At 46.7% G+C, this 18,913-nt stretch carries 18 protein-coding genes and 1 other annotated feature; of the genes, 2 read left to right on the top strand and 16 right to left on the bottom strand.

The window, feature by feature from the left end:
• Positions 1 to 125: 125 nt before the first annotated feature.
• Positions 126 to 1,037 (bottom strand): aspartate carbamoyltransferase catalytic subunit, encoded by a 912-nt coding sequence (locus BLV50_RS21995; protein WP_090810050.1) that lies wholly within the window; start codon positions 1,035 to 1,037, stop codon positions 126 to 128.
• Positions 1,037 to 1,600 carry a bifunctional pyr operon transcriptional regulator/uracil phosphoribosyltransferase PyrR gene (gene pyrR, locus BLV50_RS21990; protein WP_053784191.1) on the bottom strand — a complete coding sequence of 188 codons (564 nt, stop codon included), beginning with the start codon at positions 1,598 to 1,600 and terminating at the stop codon, positions 1,037 to 1,039. The genes BLV50_RS21995 and pyrR overlap by 1 nt, the downstream gene beginning before the upstream one ends.
• Before the next feature lie 782 nt (positions 1,601 to 2,382).
• On the opposite strand from pyrR, the gene BLV50_RS21985 reads away from it, so the two are divergent.
• A complete protein-coding gene (locus BLV50_RS21985) occupies positions 2,383 to 5,058 on the top strand; it encodes a YhgE/Pip domain-containing protein (RefSeq protein WP_090809961.1) in 2,676 nt (891 codons plus the stop codon).
• A gap of 145 nt (positions 5,059 to 5,203) precedes the next feature.
• Here the strand turns inward: BLV50_RS21985 and BLV50_RS21980 are convergent, their stop codons facing one another.
• From BLV50_RS21980 to BLV50_RS32865, 9 genes are all read right to left on the bottom strand, one after another.
• A complete protein-coding gene (locus tag BLV50_RS21980) occupies positions 5,204 to 6,505 on the bottom strand; it encodes a DUF6080 domain-containing protein (RefSeq protein ID WP_090809959.1) in 1,302 nt (433 codons plus the stop codon).
• 24 nt (positions 6,506 to 6,529) lie between these two features.
• Positions 6,530 to 6,832, bottom strand: coding sequence for a DMT family transporter (locus BLV50_RS21975; RefSeq protein WP_256338016.1), 303 nt, complete (start codon positions 6,830 to 6,832; stop codon positions 6,530 to 6,532).
• Between the two features lie 4 nt (positions 6,833 to 6,836).
• Positions 6,837 to 7,127, bottom strand: coding sequence for an EamA family transporter (locus BLV50_RS21970; protein WP_090810048.1), 291 nt, complete (start codon positions 7,125 to 7,127; stop codon positions 6,837 to 6,839).
• Between the two features lie 26 nt (positions 7,128 to 7,153).
• Positions 7,154 to 7,786 carry an HAD-IB family hydrolase gene (locus BLV50_RS21965; RefSeq protein ID WP_079696187.1) on the bottom strand — a complete coding sequence of 211 codons (633 nt, stop codon included), beginning with the start codon at positions 7,784 to 7,786 and terminating at the stop codon, positions 7,154 to 7,156.
• A 32-nt stretch (positions 7,787 to 7,818) separates the two neighbouring features.
• Positions 7,819 to 8,733 carry a decaprenyl-phosphate phosphoribosyltransferase gene (locus BLV50_RS21960; RefSeq protein WP_371121651.1) on the bottom strand — a complete coding sequence of 305 codons (915 nt, stop codon included), beginning with the start codon at positions 8,731 to 8,733 and terminating at the stop codon, positions 7,819 to 7,821.
• Positions 8,734 to 8,918: 185 nt separating this feature from the next.
• A complete protein-coding gene (locus tag BLV50_RS21955; RefSeq protein WP_063567860.1) occupies positions 8,919 to 10,172 on the bottom strand; it encodes an LL-diaminopimelate aminotransferase in 1,254 nt (417 codons plus the stop codon).
• Between the two features lie 109 nt (positions 10,173 to 10,281).
• On the bottom strand, positions 10,282 to 11,265 hold the full coding sequence (locus BLV50_RS21950; protein WP_090809957.1) for an RluA family pseudouridine synthase: 984 nt from the start codon (positions 11,263 to 11,265) through the stop codon (positions 10,282 to 10,284).
• The gene (gene lspA / locus BLV50_RS21945; protein WP_024628399.1) at positions 11,258 to 11,752 is read right to left on the bottom strand and encodes a signal peptidase II; all 495 of its coding nucleotides are present in this window, start codon (positions 11,750 to 11,752) and stop codon (positions 11,258 to 11,260) included. The genes BLV50_RS21950 and lspA overlap by 8 nt, the downstream gene beginning before the upstream one ends.
• Before the next feature lie 9 nt (positions 11,753 to 11,761).
• Positions 11,762 to 11,908, bottom strand: a complete 147-nt coding sequence (locus BLV50_RS32865; RefSeq protein WP_157258414.1) for a hypothetical protein — start codon at positions 11,906 to 11,908, stop codon at positions 11,762 to 11,764.
• 64 nt (positions 11,909 to 11,972) lie between these two features.
• Between BLV50_RS32865 and BLV50_RS21940 the strand changes: the two genes are divergently transcribed.
• The gene (locus BLV50_RS21940; protein ID WP_063567858.1) at positions 11,973 to 12,710 is read left to right on the top strand and encodes a TraR/DksA C4-type zinc finger protein; all 738 of its coding nucleotides are present in this window, start codon (positions 11,973 to 11,975) and stop codon (positions 12,708 to 12,710) included.
• 12 nt (positions 12,711 to 12,722) lie between these two features.
• Here the strand turns inward: BLV50_RS21940 and BLV50_RS21935 are convergent, their stop codons facing one another.
• The 5 genes from BLV50_RS21935 to BLV50_RS21915 form a co-directional block, all read right to left on the bottom strand.
• The gene (locus tag BLV50_RS21935) at positions 12,723 to 13,079 is read right to left on the bottom strand and encodes a DUF5665 domain-containing protein (RefSeq protein ID WP_063567857.1); all 357 of its coding nucleotides are present in this window, start codon (positions 13,077 to 13,079) and stop codon (positions 12,723 to 12,725) included.
• A gap of 229 nt (positions 13,080 to 13,308) precedes the next feature.
• Positions 13,309 to 16,407, bottom strand: coding sequence for an isoleucine--tRNA ligase (ileS, locus tag BLV50_RS21930; protein WP_090809952.1), 3,099 nt, complete (start codon positions 16,405 to 16,407; stop codon positions 13,309 to 13,311).
• A 336-nt stretch (positions 16,408 to 16,743) separates the two neighbouring features.
• Positions 16,744 to 17,035, bottom strand: a binding site (T-box leader).
• A 58-nt stretch (positions 17,036 to 17,093) separates the two neighbouring features.
• Positions 17,094 to 17,603, bottom strand: a complete 510-nt coding sequence (locus BLV50_RS21925) for a DivIVA domain-containing protein (RefSeq protein ID WP_063566974.1) — start codon at positions 17,601 to 17,603, stop codon at positions 17,094 to 17,096.
• Between the two features lie 241 nt (positions 17,604 to 17,844).
• Entirely contained in the window at positions 17,845 to 18,627 is a 783-nt protein-coding gene (locus BLV50_RS21920) for a YlmH family RNA-binding protein (protein WP_063566975.1), read from the bottom strand.
• Between the two features lie 16 nt (positions 18,628 to 18,643).
• The gene (locus BLV50_RS21915) at positions 18,644 to 18,913 is read right to left on the bottom strand and encodes a YggT family protein (RefSeq protein ID WP_301290087.1); all 270 of its coding nucleotides are present in this window, start codon (positions 18,911 to 18,913) and stop codon (positions 18,644 to 18,646) included.

The following is an 18,913-nucleotide window of genomic DNA, read 5'->3' as shown; positions in this document are numbered from 1 at the left end:
ATTGCCCTCCGCTTCGGTTCTGTCCGACTTGCCAGACAAGCCGGGTGATTTTCTTTATCGTGTACCCTCACATTGCTCTATAAGAACTTCCGTCCCGTCAGCCTATGACCCACAGCCAGACCCTGTTACAGTTTCATCGCACGTTCCATGACCGCCATGCGGATTGGAACACCGTTTGCCATCTGCGGGAAGATCCGCGATGCTGCGCTCTCCACTACCGCGTCATCTACCTCGACATTTCGGTTCACAGGAGCAGGGTGCATAATGATTGTGCTTGGTTTCAGGCGTGATGCCCGTTCTTCCGTCAATCCGTAGTGTTCGCGATAATCCTCAGCCGAAGTAATCAGGCCATGTTTATGACGTTCCAGTTGAACTCGGAGCATCATGACTACATCCGCATCGAGTGCTTCTTCCAGACCTACATAAGGCGCGTGTTCTGCGAGCTCTGGTGCCTGCATCGTTTGCGGTGCGCAGAAGCGCACATCCGAACCAAACTTTTGCAGTGCCCACAGATTGGAGCGAGCTACCCGGCTATGCAGGATGTCTCCGATGATCGACACACGCAAACCTTTCAGCTCACCGAAAGCCTTCCGCATCGTGTAGAGATCCAACAACGCCTGGGTAGGGTGCTCGTTATTCCCGTCTCCGGCATTCACCAGTGGAACATTCACTTTCTGAGCCAGTTGTTGCAGAACACCCGAAGGTTTCAACCGAATCACTCCTGCGTCAATGCCCATGGACTCCAGTGTGCGTACCGTATCATAGATGGATTCACCTTTCTCCACGCTTGATGCAGCCGCCGTGAAGTTCAGTACTTGTGCACCCAGACGTTTTTCTGCCATCTCAAATGAGAAGCGAGTACGCGTGCTGTTCTCGAAGAACATGTTGGCTACGAAGTGGGATTCCAGTACAGGAACCAGTTTCTCCTTCTGCGCTTCCCAATGTGCTGCTCTGTTCAGAATGGAGTCGATCTCATCGCGGCTAAGGTCCTTAAGGCCAAGCAAGCTCCGGTCCTTCAATGCTGGTTGTGTAATCATCATGCCTGTTCCCCCCGGTTCTGAATGATCTTGACTTCGTCCTGTCCGTCCGTTTCTATCAGTGCAACCTCGATCTCCTCTGATTTAGAAGTCGGCACATTCTTGCCGATAAAATCAGGTCGAATCGGAAGTTCCCGGTGTCCGCGATCTGCGAGAACCGCCAGCTGAATGTTCTGTGGTCTTCCACAATCCATCAGGGCATCCATCGCTGCGCGAATCGTACGTCCGGTATAAAGCACATCATCGAACAAAATCACTTTTTTGTTATGAATCGAAAGTGATTCAGGTGTCATCGTCAACAGTTCCTTGCGATTCGCTTTATTCTCATCCAAGCGATCATCGCGATAAGGGGTCACATCGAGCTCTCCCCAAGGGATCGGTGTACCTTCGATTTCTTCAATCTTGGCGGCGATCCGTTCTGCGAGGTATACACCCCGTGTTCGAATACCGATCAGTACACAGCCCTCAATACCTTTGTTTTTTTCCAAAATCTCATGGGCAATCCGTGTTAATGCGCGGCGGATCGCGGTTTCATCCATAATGACATGTGTCTCTGTGCTCATGCGTTCAGCCTCCTCAGGATTTACCTTTCAGATCATGGCCCCGTGACGAGGAGAACAAAAAAGACTCCTTGCCGTGTTCATTGGCAAGGAGTCTCCGAACTTCAGACCGCTCTGAAGAAAGTTTACTCTCGGGATGCATCGCTTGATTTGCCGCAGCAAAAAACGATGTATCGTTCACGTTACCTTGCCAGTCTCACGGGACTGATTTAAAGGTGCTATTCATGTCGTTCATATTGCAGGACCTCACAGGGTTCTGTACTCAATATGTCCGTTTGTCTTCATGAATTATGACAGAAAGACAACCCTCTGTCAACACCTCAACATCACAGGCGAAATTCCTCTACTGTATTCCCTTAGAATCAGCAGTTCGGCTGAAAAACATCCAAACACATCACATTTCATTCGTTATTCATAATTATACAATAATTCTGTATATTTATCCATAGGCAATTGCGGAGAATCTTACAACCAAAATAATCCTCTGACTATACTCAACGTTGAGACAGAGCCCTATTCTTTGGAACATGCAATGAGTTTCGTCATAACTATCTTAAGTTCTGAATGCATTTTTAATATGATCCATCTCTTCTAATTTTAGAGTTCAACGTCCAGAAACACGGAATACATGAAGGCTCTGCATTAGTACCCAGCGAAATGGGTAAAGTTTATAAACATGAAACAATTCATAGATGCTTCAATAAAGCCGATATACATAAGGATTTACAAATACGCGACATAGAAATAAGATAAGACCTACATTTATTTACATTTAGGAGGAATTTATGCGTCACATTTGGCAAGTTTACAAAACAGACTGGTTGCATATTTTGAAGGTTCCCACAGGTATTTTTCTAATTGTGGCTATTATTTTACTACCCGGGGTGTATGACTGGGTCAACGTGAAGTCCGTATGGGACCCATACAGCAACACCCAAGGGATCAAAATTGCGGTGACAACCGAGGACAAGGGTGCAACTGTTGCAGGAACTAATGTCAATATTGGAGACGAACTGGTGTCCAGCCTGAAACAGAACGAAAAGCTGGGATGGACTTTTGTGGGCCAGGCTGAGGCTGATCGTGGTGTGCAAACAGGAGAGTATTATGCAAGCCTGCTCATTCCTGGGGACTTTTCAACCAAAATTACAGGTATCGTTGACGGGAAGCTGGAGCGCCCAGAGGTAATCTATACCGTTAATGAGAAGGTTAATGCCATCGCTCCAAAAATCACGGGTTCCGGTGTATCTGCGATAACAACACAAATCAATGAAAATTTCACTGAAGCCGTCAGTCAGGCTGTTCTAACCAAATTGAAGGAAGCCGGAGTTGAGATCAATGCCCAGCTTCCAACTTTGCGCAAGATGGAGAATGGCATATTCACGCTGGAGAAAAATCTTCCGGATATACAAGCTGCAGGTCAAAAGGTACTGGAAGTAGAAAAAGCCATGCCTGGTATCGTAAAAGATGCTCAAAAGATCGTCGAGATCGAAAAAAAACTGCCTGAAATCAATGAAGCCGCACAGTATGTGCTCAAGGTGCAGGAGTATTGGCCACAAATTAATGATGCAGCATCCGAGGTGTTGGCTATTCAGGGGCGTATTCCCGATATTCAAAAAGCCGTAGAACGTATTCAAGAAGTGGATGCAAACTTTGGTCAGGTATCAGGTGTCATCCAAACGGCCCTGGATAAAACCAATAAGGCTCTCTCTATCGTAACGGCCGCAGAGCAAGATCTGGACAAAGTATCCCAAATCGCTGGTAACGGGATTGAGCTGGCCGAAGGCTTAAATCACTTTGTGGATTCCAGTGAAGAAGCATTTCAGGCTATAGGCCCGGCGATTCGGCAAAACCTGCTGCTGGTGCAGCAAATCTCAAACGCTGCATCAGACGTATTTGGGCAATTGCAGAATACAGATCTTAATAACCTGCCGACAGCAGAAGATCTGGACCGGATCGCTGCCCGTTTGGGGATTGCAGTAAGACTCGTCGACAGTATGGCAGAACTACTGGGCAAAATCGACAACTTACTTCCAAGCCATCCACTTGCTAATAAAATTACGCAGCTGAACACCATTTCAGATAAACTTCAGCTGCAAATCCGCCTGACAGGGATTATCAGTGATGCTCTGCGTCGTAATACAACTCCGCCCGCAGACGTCATCGCCCAGTTAAATGCTCTCTCCAAGGACATTAGCAGCGGCATTGGCAATATCATGAACACCTACGAGAGCGAAATATCGCCGGCTCTTGCGGCTGGTGCGGATAAGCTGAGGTCTATCCTTTCCACTTCAGCAGATACACTACAGGGAGCAAGAGATCGAATTCCGGATATCGCGGACATTCTTGCGTCAGCCAAAGAAGGGATTACGTTTGGGCAGACTGAATTGACAAAAATCCAGAGCGAACTGCCTCAAATACAATCTAAGATTCATGAGATATCGGAAACACTCGTGAATAAAAGTGAAGGCTTCATCCAAGCTTTGAACACAGTATCTTCATTAATTCGAAACGATCTGCCCAAGCTGGGCACCAAGCTGAATGAAGCGGCTGATTTTGTTCGGAACGATCTGCCCAATGCCGAGAAACAGATAGGCAAGGCATCCGATTTTGTACAGAACCAGCTTCCGGAGGTCGAACAAGGAGTACATCGTGTTGCCACGCTTGTACGTGATGATTTGCCAGCATTGGAAAGTGCCATCAGCAAAGCAGCAGACAAACTTAGAGAAGTCGAAGGTAATAACCAGTTTGCCGAGCTCGCCAAGCTTTTGCGCGGCGACATTGAAGAAGAGAGTGCTTTCCTAGCAAGTCCGGTGAAAATCAAGGAACAACAGCTTTACCCGATTCCGAATTACGGATCAGCCATGTCACCATTTTATGGCGTGCTGTCCTTGTGGGTCGGCTCAACGCTACTGATTTCCCTGCTTCGTGCCGAAGCTGAGAATCCAGAAGGCAAGTTCCGGGGATACGAGTTGTATCTTGGACGTCTTGCCACTTTTCTGACTATTGGATTGCTTCAAGCGATCTGTGTCAGCCTGGGAGATATATTGATCCTCGGCACCTATGTCGCAGATAAAGTGTGGTTTGTCTTGTTTGCCATGCTGGTGAGTGCCGTATTTGTTACCATAACGTACACCCTGCTGTCCGTTTTTGGGAATATCGGAAAAGGGATCGCGATCATCTTCATGGTGTTTCAGTTCTCCAGCTCCGGCGGTACGTTTCCAATCAGCATGACATCGCCCTTTTTCCAGGCATTGAATCCGTTCATGCCCTTCACGTATGCGATTAGTCTACTGCGTGAGTCGGTCGGCGGCATCTTGTGGTCGACTGCCATCAAGGATATTCTGTGGTTGTGCATGTTCATCGCGCTAAGTCTCATCGTTGCACTCGCTTTGAAACGTCCACTCAGCAGTCTCACCAAACGTTCAGCCGAGAATGCCAAGAAGACCAAAATTATTGCTTAAAATCGTCCGTGAGACCCTCAGCGTAATCAACGCAGTGGGTCTTTTGTTTATCCCAACATGCACATATCGAATGAATCATGCCAAACAAGACAAGGCCATTGGATTTAAAGTCCAATGGCCTTGTCTCATTATAGAGAATCTCTGATTATTTCACTGTACGTTCCTGTTCCAACTGATCATAGGACTGCTTAATGGTTGTTAAAGTTTCTACATGACGGTAGATGTTGTTGCCTGCGGTGACGAGAATACATATCATGATCAAGCCTATTAGCACTTTTTTACCCAGCCCCTGACGAAGACCGATGACGAAGCCCCCACCGAGGAGGAAAAACGCAAACAGATAGTGTCCCGCATACAGGTACATATCGTATTGAAATACCGCCAGCCCGAAACCAACAACGATATGAAGTAAAAAGGCAAACAGAATGTATGGCACAAGAGTCCACACTTCCCGTTCACGGATGCCTTTGAAAAACCCAGTGAGCGCCAGCAACAGGATAAATATACCCGTAAGCTGAACATAGATCGGATTGGAACGGGTCAAATCTGTTACAAACGCGACCATACCCGGGTCCAGCAAATGTACTTTCGGTGACAGCATCGGATTAATCGTTAGCAAACTTAGAGCTTTCCAATGAGCTGCGAACTGGAATGGAGTGGCATAGCTTGTTCCCCCATTTTGAATGCCAAGCAGCCAGTTGCTGACCCAACTGCGACCGCCAAACGCGATGTATTGGATTCCTGTCAATACTACGATGAAGGCAACGGCCAGTGCCATAATCCCGATATACTTTTTCCAACCAGACTTGTTACGCCACGTTCGCAAATTGAAAAACATGGCGGCCGCAAATGGTACAATGTTGGTCGACGTCAGTCCGAAATTGATGGATGCCAGCAGCGCATTAGGGATGTAACGGACATCTTTGCGTTCCCGGGTGTACTGCATATACAGCACAGAGAACAGGATAACAAACTGCACGTACGGATACGAATCCGGAATCAACGCGGTAAACATCAGATAGGAGCTGAAACCGAACAATAAAGCGAAAAGTAACGGTGTGGTGATTTGTTTATCTTTTTGATTCAAAAACAGAAATACCAGCACAACCGAACCCGCATTCACAAGGGACTGCAGGACAAGAAAGAACCAATTCCCGCCCAGCAATTGAGCACCTGCTTCAAGCGTGACCGCTAGAAATGAAATTAACGGATGAATAACCGAAGAACTGTTGCTTCCGTAATACATGGAAGGATCGAAGTTAAATAAATTAAGTGGAAACTGCGTCGTACTAAATGGCGTGTATGACCCAAGTAGCTCTGCGTGATTCGCAATGTACGTCACGTAAGGTCCATTCATGAGAGCGTAAAAAAGAGCAAAACCCGCAAACAGGCCAAATGCCGTCCAATTGGTCCTGCGATTATAAAATATGTAGTCCAAAAATTTCATGCATTCACATCCAGTTTCATTATTCTAGAAAACCAATAAACACAACCCGCCCATAATACAAGTGACACCGATCCAGCGCAAAGGACCCACTGCTTCCTTAAAGGCAAACCGCGCTATAATGAGCGTCCACACATACGTTAACGCATTGGCTGGCAGCACAACCGTTAAGGGAAGAAATTTCAACAATACAATGTTCAGCAGCGCACCTGTACCATAGAATCCTAGCCCCATTAAAACATGCAGCTTTTTGCGGCTGGTAGCGTAGGCTTTCAAACCCGCTCCCCCCATCGCTCCACACAGGGTCATTGCAATTAATACAGCAATCATCCAGCTATCGATCAACACTGGTCAACGTCACCCCAATTCCAAGCAGCACAACAGCGGCCAACTTCTGCACCGTAATTTCTTCTCCTAGCAAAAAGTATCCATAGATCAGCGCAAACACATAGCTTGCACACATCAAAGGATAGGCCACAGACAGCTTTTCCAAAGCAAAAGCCTTGATCATCAAAATGGCACCCAGCCCATAACAGAGAAAGCCGATGCCCAGATAGATCCACTCGGTCAGCCCCCACTTCCAGAACAATTGGCCTGTCGCTGTAAGAAAAGCGGAGACCAGCATCAACAGCTTGCCTGTATGGCGCCCTTTTATCTCCCCCACGACAATGCCTCCATCTCTGGCACGCGCTTGTTAATAAAGTATCGCTGACTCACCAACTGCATCACTGGAAGATCGGATAAGGAGTCGGAGTAGGAGCAGGATTGATCATAATCAATCACCATCTTTTTCTCATCCAGATAGGCCTGAATTCGACGAACCTTCTCATCCCCTTTGCAATTGCTGCCATCAATCCTACAGGTATAGCCATTCGAGTGACGAACCAGATCGGTACCAATGACATGATCCACCCAGGGAAAGTTTTTAAAATATTTCATATAGGCATGCGGAGATGCGGTCACCAGCAATACATGATAGCCTGCTTCCTTACGGTGCTGCATCTCTACACTTGCCTCCGCAAAAATGGCAGTACGCAATCGTGTATCAAAAAAATGCTCCAGATCATTTTCGGACATGCGTTCAATGCTTTTGAAATAGGAACGTTTGACACGCTCAACCGTCATCAGACCTGCCTTGAACAGCGCGGTATGAAATGCAATTACAGGCAATCTCCATACCTGCCATGGGTAACGGCGAACGCCGTAATGTACAAACTGAAACATGGAATCTCTGCGTATAATCGTTTTATCAATATCAAAGATGGCGATTTTCGTGCTTTTCACCCTGATCCCCTCTACCTTCCAGACTCAAACTTTTATTCAAAAATAGCAAAAATCGAAATAACACTTATGACATACAAAATGACCGTGATCAAGATGGGCTTGTCCTCAAATAGAACTCGATCTGGGGAACCACCTTGGTTCTTCATATGAATCAGATACAGATAGCGGAACATGCCGTATATAACCAAAGGAATCGTCCACATTAAATGAATGGTACGATCGGATGTGAACGTAAAGAGCGAATAGCTAATAATGGTCGCCGTTGTGACAATGGTATTGAACTGATCCAATAACGTTATCGAGTAGTTATCCAACACTTTACGGTGTGAACCGGTATTTCCCTCAAGCAGGGTGAGTTCATTCCTCCGTTTGCCGATAGCCAGAAACAGGGACAGCAGCATCGTACAGATGAGGAACCACGGCGTAAATGGCACATGGATCAGGACACCGCCTGCAATCGCACGAAGCACAAATCCGGCCGCAATGGTCATCATATCCAAAATAACGAGATGTTTGAGTACAAATGAGTACGACACATTCAATAGGAAATAAACAATACATAATACTCCGAATAATGGGTTCATCACGAAGGCTGTCCCAACGGAAAGAATTAATAACAGAATTCCGAACAACAAGGCGTGAGCCGGGTTGACCTGTCCAGAAGCAAGGGGACGGAACATCTTCACTGGATGCTGACGATCTCTGTCGCGATCTACATAATCGTTTAAAATATAAACGCAGCCTGCAACAAGGCTAAATAAAATAAAACCTAGCAAAGTCGATAGAATGGTCTCCGTCCGAATTTCCTCAAAAGAAAAAAGCAGCGCGGCAAACAACAGCAAATTTTTGGTCCATTGTTTTGGCCTCAATAGTTTAAGCAAGCCTGAAACGGTATTGCCTGTCCCTGCAGCAGGTGTGGACACGGTATTGGTACGTGATGATAACAATTTCCATTACTCCCTTCAAAAGCAACTTCTGACTATAATAAATAAACGTAAAGATCTAATCATATGTTGCTTGTATAATTTTGTAAAGGTATTACAGGGAGAAATTATATTTTTTGCATAAAAAAAAGAGACCGTTTCCGGTCTCTTCTTTCTTTACTTTACATCATTATGATTATGTGAATTAATTAAAATTCGAATTGCACGTCGCTCAGGCGGCGTTTAATTTCAGCGATAACACGTTTCTCTTCTTCTTCCCCTTTAGCTTCAAAGGTAACGGAGAAACGAACAAAGTTACCTGCATCATCCCAAGGCACCGAAGAGATCAGTTTCTCACGGATCAGGAACTGGGAGAAGTCTTCGCCTGATTCAAAGCGGCGGCCTCCGACAATACCTTTTGGAGCTTCAACATAAAGGAAGAAGGAACCTTTAGGTTTCTCAGCCTGGAAGCCCAGCTCGTTCAGTGCAGCTACCAGCAGGTCGTGACGACGGGAATATTTCTCGGCGATTTTTTCCGTGATTTCCGGGTGGTTCAATCCATAAGCAGCAGCCTTTTGGATCGCGATGAACTGACCAGAGTCATTGTTGTCTTTCACGTCGCTGAATGCTTTGACAACAAGCGGGTTACCTGCAACAAAACCAATTCTCCAGCCTGTCATGTTGTAGGACTTGGACAGGGAGTGTAATTCCACGCCCACATCCTTCGCACCAGGTACAGACAGGAAGCTGAACGGTTTTTTGCCGTCATAAGTCAATGCTGCGTATGGAGCATCATGTACAACGACTACGCTGTATTTTTTCGCCCATTCAACCACTTCCGTAAAGAACTCCACGGTAGCACTCGCGCCCGTTGGGTTATTCGGGTAGTTCAGATAGAGCAACTTTGCACGTTTCGCGATATCTTCCGGAATAGCCGACAGATCTGGCAGGAAGTTGTTCTCCTTGGTCAATTGAATGTTGAACACTTCACCACCCAGGTATTTGGTGTGTGTACCCATAACCGGATACCCTGGCACCGTCATAATCGTTACATCACCTGGATTGATGAAGCAAGAAGGCATCATCGCCAAAGCTGGCTTGGAACCGATGGAATGCACGATTTCAGTTGATGCATCGATACCTTCAACATTAAATACATTTTTCAGGTAAGCAGCTGCCGCTTCCTTGAATTCAGGAATACCGTTATCCGCGTATCCACGGTTTTCAGGTTTGGAGGCTTGCTCCGCCAATGCAGCTACGATGCCTGCATCTGCCATCTCGTCTGGTTCACCTACGCCGAGGTCAATCAATTCTACATTGGGAAAATCTTTTTTAGCCGAAGCTTTGGCACGTTTGATTTTCTCGAATTTATAGATGTTGGTGTCTTTACCATAGTTGGAGCCGCCAATACGGTCGGCAAAATTAGTCTGAATGTACGTTTCCTGATATTTATCGATACTCATGATTTTGTTCATCTCCTCATTTGACGCAAATTTCTACACTTTAATATGAAGCATTTGCGCGTTCAAAACCATGGACAAATTATCCGAACATTTGTACTTTCTCGAGCTGTCAGCGGCTACGCAGTGAGGCTAGAACATCTTCCATATCCTGCGGAAGCGGAGCTGTAAATTCAAGGTATTCTCCGGTCGTTGGATGTACAAAACCGAGAATCGCAGCATGCAGGGCTTGTCCCTGCATTTTGATTCCTTTGTTACGACCATACGTCGGATCTCCAACAAGCGGATGACCAATGAACTTCATGTGAACACGAATCTGGTGGGTACGCCCTGTCTCCAATTTCAGTTCCAACAACGTGTAGTCATTGATGCGCTCCGTGACGGTGAAATGCGTAACCGCATGTTTACTGTTACGCTCTGTAACGGTGTACATTTTGCGATCATTGGTATCTCGACCAATGGGTGCATCAATCGTACCCTGATCATGGCTAAGATGCCCATGAACGAGTGCAATATATCGTCTATTCACACTATGCTCTTTGAGCTGAGCAGCCAGCGAGGCGTGAGCACGATCATTTTTGGCAGCCATAATTAGACCTGATGTGTCCTTATCAATCCGATGCACAATACCGGGACGCAGCTCGCCGTTAATGCCTGAGAGATCTTTACAGTGATACATCAGTGCATTAACAAGTGTTCCTGACGTATGCCCTGGTGCTGGATGTACAACAAGGCCACGCTGTTTGTTAATAACGATCAAATCACTATCTTCATACACGACTTCAAGCGGAATATCTTCAGCAATAATCTCCACAGTCGTCGGCTCAGGGATCAGAAGCTCTATCAGATCACCTTCAGATAATTTGGTGTTAGCTTTGACTTTAACTCCGTTCACCGTTACGAATCCGTCTCCAATCCACAATTGAACTTGGGAGCGCGATACGTTATCCATGGATTCTGTAATATATTTGTCAATTCGTTCTTTTTTATGTTCAGCGGCAACCGTCCATTCCATACGATCATTGCCATTCAAGAGTTCATCGTCATGCGTTGACGTATCTCCGTTATTCTGTTCTTCATTTTGCGTTTTACTCATGATGTTCATTCCCTTCGACCTTTGCGGCTGCTTTCTCGCGCCGTCCTTCAAGCAACGTTTCTACAATAATCAGTACCACACCGATACAGATCGCCGAGTCGGCTATGTTGAAAATGGGAAACGTATAGCTACCAAAATTAAGCTGGATAAAATCGACCACTTCTCCGGTCAAAGCCCGATCCAGGAAGTTACCAATGGCTCCCCCAAGCACCAAACTAAGCGCCACGGGCAGCAATTTGTGCGGAGTATCTTTTACCTTTTGCAAATACCAAACCAAAGCCACCACGACAACCAGTGTAACTACAATAAAGAACCAGCGTTGATCCTGCAAAATACCAAAAGCTGCACCTGAGTTACGATGTGATGTGATGACAAAGAAATTGCCAATCACCGGAATTTCATCTCTAAGTTCCATCCGGGTTGCAATTAGGAACTTCGTTCCCTGATCGACTAAAAATACGATAAAAGCGAGGATATAATACACCACGTTTGTTTGTCACTCCGTTCTTGTCTTTTCCAAACGATACCAGGCTTTACGCCAGACTTGTTCATTGTAGCACAGCTGTTTGGAAATCGTCCACGACGCGGTTAGCCCCAGCCCGGATGGCAAAAACGATAACATTTCCCTTCTGTAATTCTGCACGAAATGGTACATCCTACAACAGAGTTAAAATCCGGAGTCCATACGGAACAGAAAGGGGAAAATGATGTCACATTTCACTGCTAAACAACTGCAATCGTTACGTTCCCAACTGATAACCGAAAAGCGTGACATTGAACATAGACTGGAGCAAAACGAACATTATGGTCTTGGTGATTCCATGAAGCTTCAAACAGGTGAATTATCACCGATTGACAACCATCCAGGTGATGTAGCTACCGAGATGTATGAGCGCGAAAAGGATATTTCTCTGCTGGAGCATGATGAATTTCAACTGGAGCGCATCGATTCTGCCCTGCATTCCATCGAAGAAGGCCATTATGGAACTTGCGCCGTGTGTCAGCAACCTATCCCCTATGAACGCATGCAAGCTGTTCCTTACACCAAATACTGCAAAAAACATCAACCGGAAACCGTTGTCTCCGAAAATCGTCCTGTCGAGGAAGAATTCCTCGCTCCTGCCTTTGGCCGCACAAGCCTGGATGAACGTGACGACCAGAACGGCTTCGACGGCGAAGATGCATGGCAGATTGTTGAAAGTTGGGGCACCTCCAATACTCCGGCTATGGCTGAGGGACGCGACATCGACAGTTATGATGTTATGGCGATTGAAGCCACTGACGAAGTGGAGGGCTGCGTTGAGGCATATGAGAGCTTTGTCGCAACCGATATCTACGGCCATGACGTGTCCATCGTACGTAATCGGCAATATCGACAGTACCTAGAGAACCGTGAAGGTGATGGTCTGTTAGAACCAGATGTCGAGTCAGACGACTCATATTAACCCACGGGTAAACTAATAAGTGTTCAATTCCAGCTGTCGCTGCACAATCCGTACAATATCTGCGATGTAATCACCCACGATGGGCAGATTAAGCGCACCAAGCACTTGTAACACGTAAATGATCGTTGCTGCAAAAAAAGTAAAACCGATGGCGATTCCCACGCCCCTTGCGGCGCCGGACAACAGATTAAGTCCGATCAGCTTCCACGGCCGGTTCAGTAATTCCGTATACTGTGCGATTCGTGAACGTTCGAGTTCATTCGCGAGTCGGTTAGTGAGCTTGTGAAGTTCTTCAATCTTGTCCTCCGCATTCTTGGAATGCGTCGTGGATTCTGAATTAGATGGCGATTGGGTATCCTGTTCGTTCATAATTTACTCAGTTCCTTTGATGTATATAGAATGTCTGCACAATAGAAATCATTGCCCATTTGCTGAAAAACCAAACGAGCCAGGATACAGGATTGATCTCCTGCATCTGAGGCTCGTTGGCATGTCTGTCTCTATATACTGTCCTATTTGAAATAGAGTTACTCTGTCCCCGTTAAAGTCTGACAAAGCAATCCTTTCTCCAGGAACGCCTTACGTGAGAATTACTGTATTACCCCTCGATATAAACACCGATGGCTTTGCCTCCGGCTTCAATGCGTTGCATCGAATCATTCGTTCCGAAGGTAACTTCGGTAACGAGCACATTCTCACGCAGCACATGATCAAAAGCCTGAATCGCTTCTTGTAAAGCAGAGTCTACATCCAGCGTCAAACGTACTCTTTTCTCAATCGGCAGATCCAGCTTCTTCCGTGTGTCTTGAACTGCACGAATGACTTCACGGACCCAGCCTTCCTGTTCGAGTTCTGCTGTGATCTCCGTATTGAGAGCTACTGTCAGACCATAGCCGGATGCCGAGGCAAAACCGGATTTGGCTTGTTTCTCAACCAGCAGTTCTTCACCCGTCACTTGCAGCTCTTCGCCTTCAGGAGAAACGATGTTCAGAACATCTTCTGCCACGACTTTACGCGTCTCATCTGCTGACATTCCCTTGAAGAAATTCTGCAGGAACCCTACGTTTTTACCGTATTTTTTACCCGCTACTTTCAGGTTCAATTTCAAAGTGAAATCAACGAAATCCGCATCATCATGCTCGGTACGAATCGTTTTGACATTGATCTCATCCTTGATGATCTCTTCATAACTTGCCAGATCGAAGCCTTTATCCAGGGAAACGATCAGTTCAGACAACGGTTGACGTGTCTTGATACCTGTTTCGTTACGGACGTTACGGGCAAGTTCAACGATTCGGCGTGCTGTCTCCATATCCTGCTCCAGATCCAAGTCAATCAGCGTTTCATTGGCAACCGGATAATCATCCATATGCACACTCTCACCAGTAGTCAGGTTCAGATAGATATCTTCTGCAAGCATTGGTGTGAATGGAGCGACGAGCTTGGCTGTAGTCACCAGCACTTCGGTAAGGGTACGGTAAGCGTCCAGTTTGTCTTCTGTCAATCCGCTGCCCCAGAAACGGTCACGGGAACGACGAATGTACCAGTTACTGAGTTCATCTACAAATGCTTCAATGGCTTTGGAAGAGTTCAGATAGTCATTAACAGCCAGCGCTTTTTCTACAACGAGAATCAGGCTGTTCAGTCTTGACAAAATCCAGCGGTCCAGGTTGTGTGATGACAATTTAAACGGATGCTCCTGTGGATCAAATCCATCAATTGTAGCATACAGCGTCAGGAATGCATGGGTGTTGACCAGCGTATCCACCATTTTGGATTTCGCTTCGCCCACGATGCCTTTGGAGAAACGTTTGCTGTTCCACGGTGCGCTGTCAGACAGCAAAGCCCAGCGGAATGCATCTGTACCGTATTCTTCGATAACTTCCCAAGGATCGATAACGTTGCCTTTGGATTTGGACATCTTTTGTCCGTTCTCATCGAGAACGTGGCCTGTTGCCATAACTGCTTTGTAAGGTGCTTTGCCTGTCAAAAGTGTAGATACGGCCAGCAAGCTGTAGAACCAACCGCGTGTCTGATCAATTCCTTCACAGATCATGTCTGCCGGATATTGCTGTTCGAATATTTCTTTATTTTCAAATGGATAGTGCTGCTGGGCAAACGGCATGGAGCCGCTGTCGAACCAGACATCGATCACTTCCGGTGTACGTTTCATTTCATATTTGCCACAAGAGCTCATGACTTTGACGTCATCTACATACGGCTTATGCAGCTCCAGATTCTCAGGCACGTCGCCAATGGCACGAGCACGCAGTTCAGCGATGCTATGCGGAGCGAATTGTTCACCTGTCTCTTCGCACACCCAGATGTTCAGTGGCGTTCCCCAGTAACGGTCACGGCTGATATTCCAGTCTACGAGATCTTCTAGGAACTTCCCGAATCGCCCATCACGGACGTGGCCTGGGTACCAGTCTACTTCACTGTTATTGGCGATCAACTGATCCTTGATTGCTGTTGTTTGGATAAACCAGCTGTCCATTGCATAGTACAGAAGTGGTGTATCACAACGCCAGCAGAACGGATAGCTATGCTCATATTTTTCTTTGCTGAACAAACGTCCTTTTTCAGACAAGTATCTTACGATATCAATATCGCAATCCTTAACAAAACGTCCGGCAAAATCAGTTACCTGTGGCACAAACTTACCTTCCAGGTCCACCATGTTCACAAAGCTGATGCCATGCTCACGACATACACGATAGTCATCTTCACCATGTGCTGGTGCCATGTGTACAATCCCTGTACCACTTGCATCGGTTACAAAACCTGCACCCAGGATGATGTTTGCTTTCTCAGCCTGTACGTAGTTAAACGGAGGATCATACGTTTTGCCAACCAGGTCAGAACCTTTCAGGGCATCGATGATTTCATATTCCCCTTTGGCATCCTTCATGACTTTCTCAACAAGATTGGTCGCCATGATGTACACTTCGTTGTCCTGACGAACACGGGAGTAGTCCATATCCGGGTTCACGGCAAGCGCAACGTGTGAAGGCAATGTCCAAGGGGTCGTTGTCCAGGCAAGCACGAATTCGCCGCTGTCATTCAGCTTGAATTTGGCTGTAGCACTGAGGTCTTTCACGTCTTTATACCCTTGCGCTACCTCATGGGAGCTAAGTGTAGTCTGACAAGACGGACAGTAAGGACTCACGCGGTGACCGCGATACAGCAGACCTTTTTCATGAATCGTCGCCAGAATGTTCCACACACTTTCGATGTAATTGTTGTCGAGTGTGATATACGGATTATTCATGTCGGTCCAGTAGCCGATACCTTCGGTCAGATCGCGCCATTGTTGTTCATATTCGAACACGCTCGCTTTACATTCGTTAATGAATTTCTCCACACCATAATCTTCGATTTCCCACTTATGGGAGATGCCCAGCTTTTTCTGAACACCCAGTTCTACAGGCAGACCATGTGTATCCCAGCCTGCTTTACGAACGACGCGGTAACCCTTCATCGTGTTATAACGTCCCACAAAATCCTTGATTACCCGTCCCAATACGTGACCGATATGCGGTTTACCGTTGGCTGTAGGCGGCCCCTCGTAAAATACGAAATTCGGCTTACCTTCGCGGTTTTCGATGGATCTTTTGAATGTATTCTCGGTTTTCCATTTGTTTAACACACGTAGTTCTCTAGCACGTGCTTTCTCTTTGACGTCAACTCGTTGCATGATAATCTTCCTTTCGAGATATAGTTGTGGACCGTCCACAAAAAGCGTTTCAATCCCCCTAAATCCCCCTTACCAAGGGGGACCCCATAGGCGCTCCGCCCTCTGGACACCAGGAATGGGTCGTCTTTGGCGGGAGCTACGGCGGCGTTGGCGAGGGTGTGTATGTTGGAGTCGGCCCTCATGCGGCTGTCCCCTTCGGGAACGCCGCAGGGCCTTACCGCGAGAAGGGAGTTGCCGGACGCTTCGCTCCTCCGGCGGTTGGCTCTCTCCCTGAGGCACCTTCGGGCCTCATGTACGTTCGCTACTTTTTTTGGACACAAAAAAACCTCATCCCTGGAAAGGGACGAGGTTGTGCTCGCGTTACCACCCTAATTCTGTTCATCACAAACCACATCCAATATAAATTGGGTATGCTCTGTCATCAACAGCGCTTATGCCCCGCTTAACTACAGCAGGGTGCCGATATAACGTTCGGCTCACGGTTTCGCTTACACACGGCCAATCCTTCACCGCTTCAGCGTCACTTCTCCGGGGAGATATTCGGCTATAACTCATCCATTGGCTTGCACCAGACGCCAACTCTCTGAGGGATGAGATCATAACGTACTGAACCCGTCATGGAATCACTATTCATTATGAATATAGTTATAGCCTCTTTACAGGCAAAAGTCAACCAGGCGGATAGACTAATAAATTTCCTTCATTTCCCGCTCACGGTCACGGACTTCCTGCTCCCGGCTCTCCAGCGCTTCCCAACCATCCTGAGTCAACAATTCAAGCTGTGCTTCCACAAGTGTACGGAAACGAGCACGATAGATGGACGCCTGCTTTTTCAGCTCTTCGACTTCCAAAGCAATTTTGCGTGATTTAGACAAAGATTCGTTTACGATCCGGTCCGCATTTTTCTCGGCTTCCTTCACGATCAACTGTGCTTCTTTTTTCGCATTGTTCTTCACATCATCCGCAGCTTCCTGCGCAATGATGATCGTTTTGCTCAGCGTCTCTTCAATCGTTGCAAAATGATCAAGCTTCTCCTGAACGGACAGCAACTGATTGCTCAGCTCTTTGTTTTCGCGAATGACGCCTTCGTAATCTTTGATGACTTGATCCAGGAATTCATTGACCTCATCCTCGTCATACCCGCGCAAACGTCGGGAAAATTCCTTGTTGTGTATGTCCAGCGGCGTTAATGGCATGCTGTCCACCTCCTGTAAAAGTTCCTTCCCGGACTGAGAAGGTTTGCAGCATATGGGTTCCACCCAAGGGGCCGTATATGTGATGCCTAATCCTGGCACTAACACGGAATGCAGGATCAGACTCTGATCCTTTGGCAGTCATATCAACCTTTGTACTTTAATGTATATCGGAAACACCGAATGTTTTTTGCACCTTTACCTTAAACATTTCGACAAGAAAGCGGGTTTTCCTGCAACACTCTTAGGCAAATTTGCCGATTTTTACGCGGCAGCGTCCCTTTTTGGTCAACCCATCCTGTTCCATCACCTTGAATCGACCAAATCCTTGAATGGATACCACATCTCCCGCCTTCAGCGCTTTGGACGGATCTTCCTCCACTTTCCAATTCACCCGACAGCGGCCGGCCTTGATCGGAACCAGAACTTTACTGCGGCTAAGCCGATACACATCTGCACAGATGCCATCCAAACGCAGGGAAGCTACGGTAATGTCCATCGTCTCCAGTTTGCTCTCGGACCATTTCAGCTGATCCAGTGCCAACAACTCCGTAAACACATGTACCCGGTGCACCTGATTCAGTTGAAGCGATAAAAAAGCGCCGGTTTCCGACGCCACCACAGTATGGCACCCGTCCTCCAGCACTTGAATATCACCGATCTTGCCACGTTTCATGCCAAGCCCGAGCAGGGCACCCATATAGTCCCCATGCTCCAGCTCTTTGATTTTCTGATCGTCAGACGTAATGCTCATCACCTGCATACCCATATCTTCATCGTCCAGATATCGATAATCCGGTGCAATCAGCGCACGCTTACGTTCAGCTGTTTCATAACCACCATCCAGACGAATCTGTACATCATCTCGACGGTTCACAAGCGTTTGTAAAATAAAGGCCTGTCTGGGATCAAGAAAGTCAGTTAGCTTCATGTCATGATACTTACCTGCACGTTCAACCCAGTCTGAAGCTTTATCCACAAAATCCCGCTCGTCATGACTAAAATGCTCGTAAATTTCACCGCTCATCTATGTTCACCCTACCTTAATATACAAAGTATCGGAGGATGGAGATCAGCCCATTAAGCGCGAGTTGAAGAACGATCAACGCCACAATCGGTGAAATATCCAACACACCGAACAAAGGCGGAATAAATCGGCGGAAAGGTCTTAAATATGGTTCTACAAACTTACCTAGCCATTCACCGATGAAGCTCTCCCGTGCGTTGGGAAGCCATGACATCAATATGTAGACAATGACCATGTAAAAGTAAATCTGGTATAACGTGTACAACACGCTTTCAATCTGATACAA

The organism is Paenibacillus sp. 276b (assembly GCF_900107875.1).
Classification (GTDB): domain Bacteria; phylum Bacillota; class Bacilli; order Paenibacillales; family Paenibacillaceae; genus Paenibacillus; species Paenibacillus marchantiae.
This window is presented reverse-complemented; position numbering and strand designations above follow the sequence as displayed.

Excerpts from the sequence above, each read along its gene's own strand:
- BLV50_RS21995 (WP_090810050.1), bottom strand. The coding sequence starts at position 1,037 with ATGATTACACAACCAGCATTGAAGGACCGGAGCTTGCTTGGCCTTAAG.
- pyrR (WP_053784191.1), bottom strand. The coding sequence starts at position 1,600 with ATGAGCACAGAGACACATGTCATTATGGATGAAACCGCGATCCGCCGC.
- BLV50_RS21985 (WP_090809961.1), top strand. The coding sequence starts at position 2,383 with ATGCGTCACATTTGGCAAGTTTACAAAACAGACTGGTTGCATATTTTG.
- BLV50_RS21980 (WP_090809959.1), bottom strand. The coding sequence starts at position 6,505 with ATGAAATTTTTGGACTACATATTTTATAATCGCAGGACCAATTGGACG.
- BLV50_RS21975 (WP_256338016.1), bottom strand. The coding sequence starts at position 6,832 with ATGATTGCTGTATTAATTGCAATGACCCTGTGTGGAGCGATGGGGGGA.
- BLV50_RS21970 (WP_090810048.1), bottom strand. The coding sequence starts at position 7,127 with ATGCTGGTCTCCGCTTTTCTTACAGCGACAGGCCAATTGTTCTGGAAG.
- BLV50_RS21955 (WP_063567860.1), bottom strand. The coding sequence starts at position 10,172 with ATGAGTATCGATAAATATCAGGAAACGTACATTCAGACTAATTTTGCC.
- BLV50_RS21950 (WP_090809957.1), bottom strand. The coding sequence starts at position 11,265 with ATGAGTAAAACGCAAAATGAAGAACAGAATAACGGAGATACGTCAACG.
- BLV50_RS21940 (WP_063567858.1), top strand. The coding sequence starts at position 11,973 with ATGTCACATTTCACTGCTAAACAACTGCAATCGTTACGTTCCCAACTG.
- BLV50_RS21935 (WP_063567857.1), bottom strand. The coding sequence starts at position 13,079 with ATGAACGAACAGGATACCCAATCGCCATCTAATTCAGAATCCACGACG.
- ileS (WP_090809952.1), bottom strand. The coding sequence starts at position 16,407 with ATGCAACGAGTTGACGTCAAAGAGAAAGCACGTGCTAGAGAACTACGT.
- BLV50_RS21925 (WP_063566974.1), bottom strand. The coding sequence starts at position 17,603 with ATGCCATTAACGCCGCTGGACATACACAACAAGGAATTTTCCCGACGT.
- BLV50_RS21920 (WP_063566975.1), bottom strand. The coding sequence starts at position 18,627 with ATGAGCGGTGAAATTTACGAGCATTTTAGTCATGACGAGCGGGATTTT.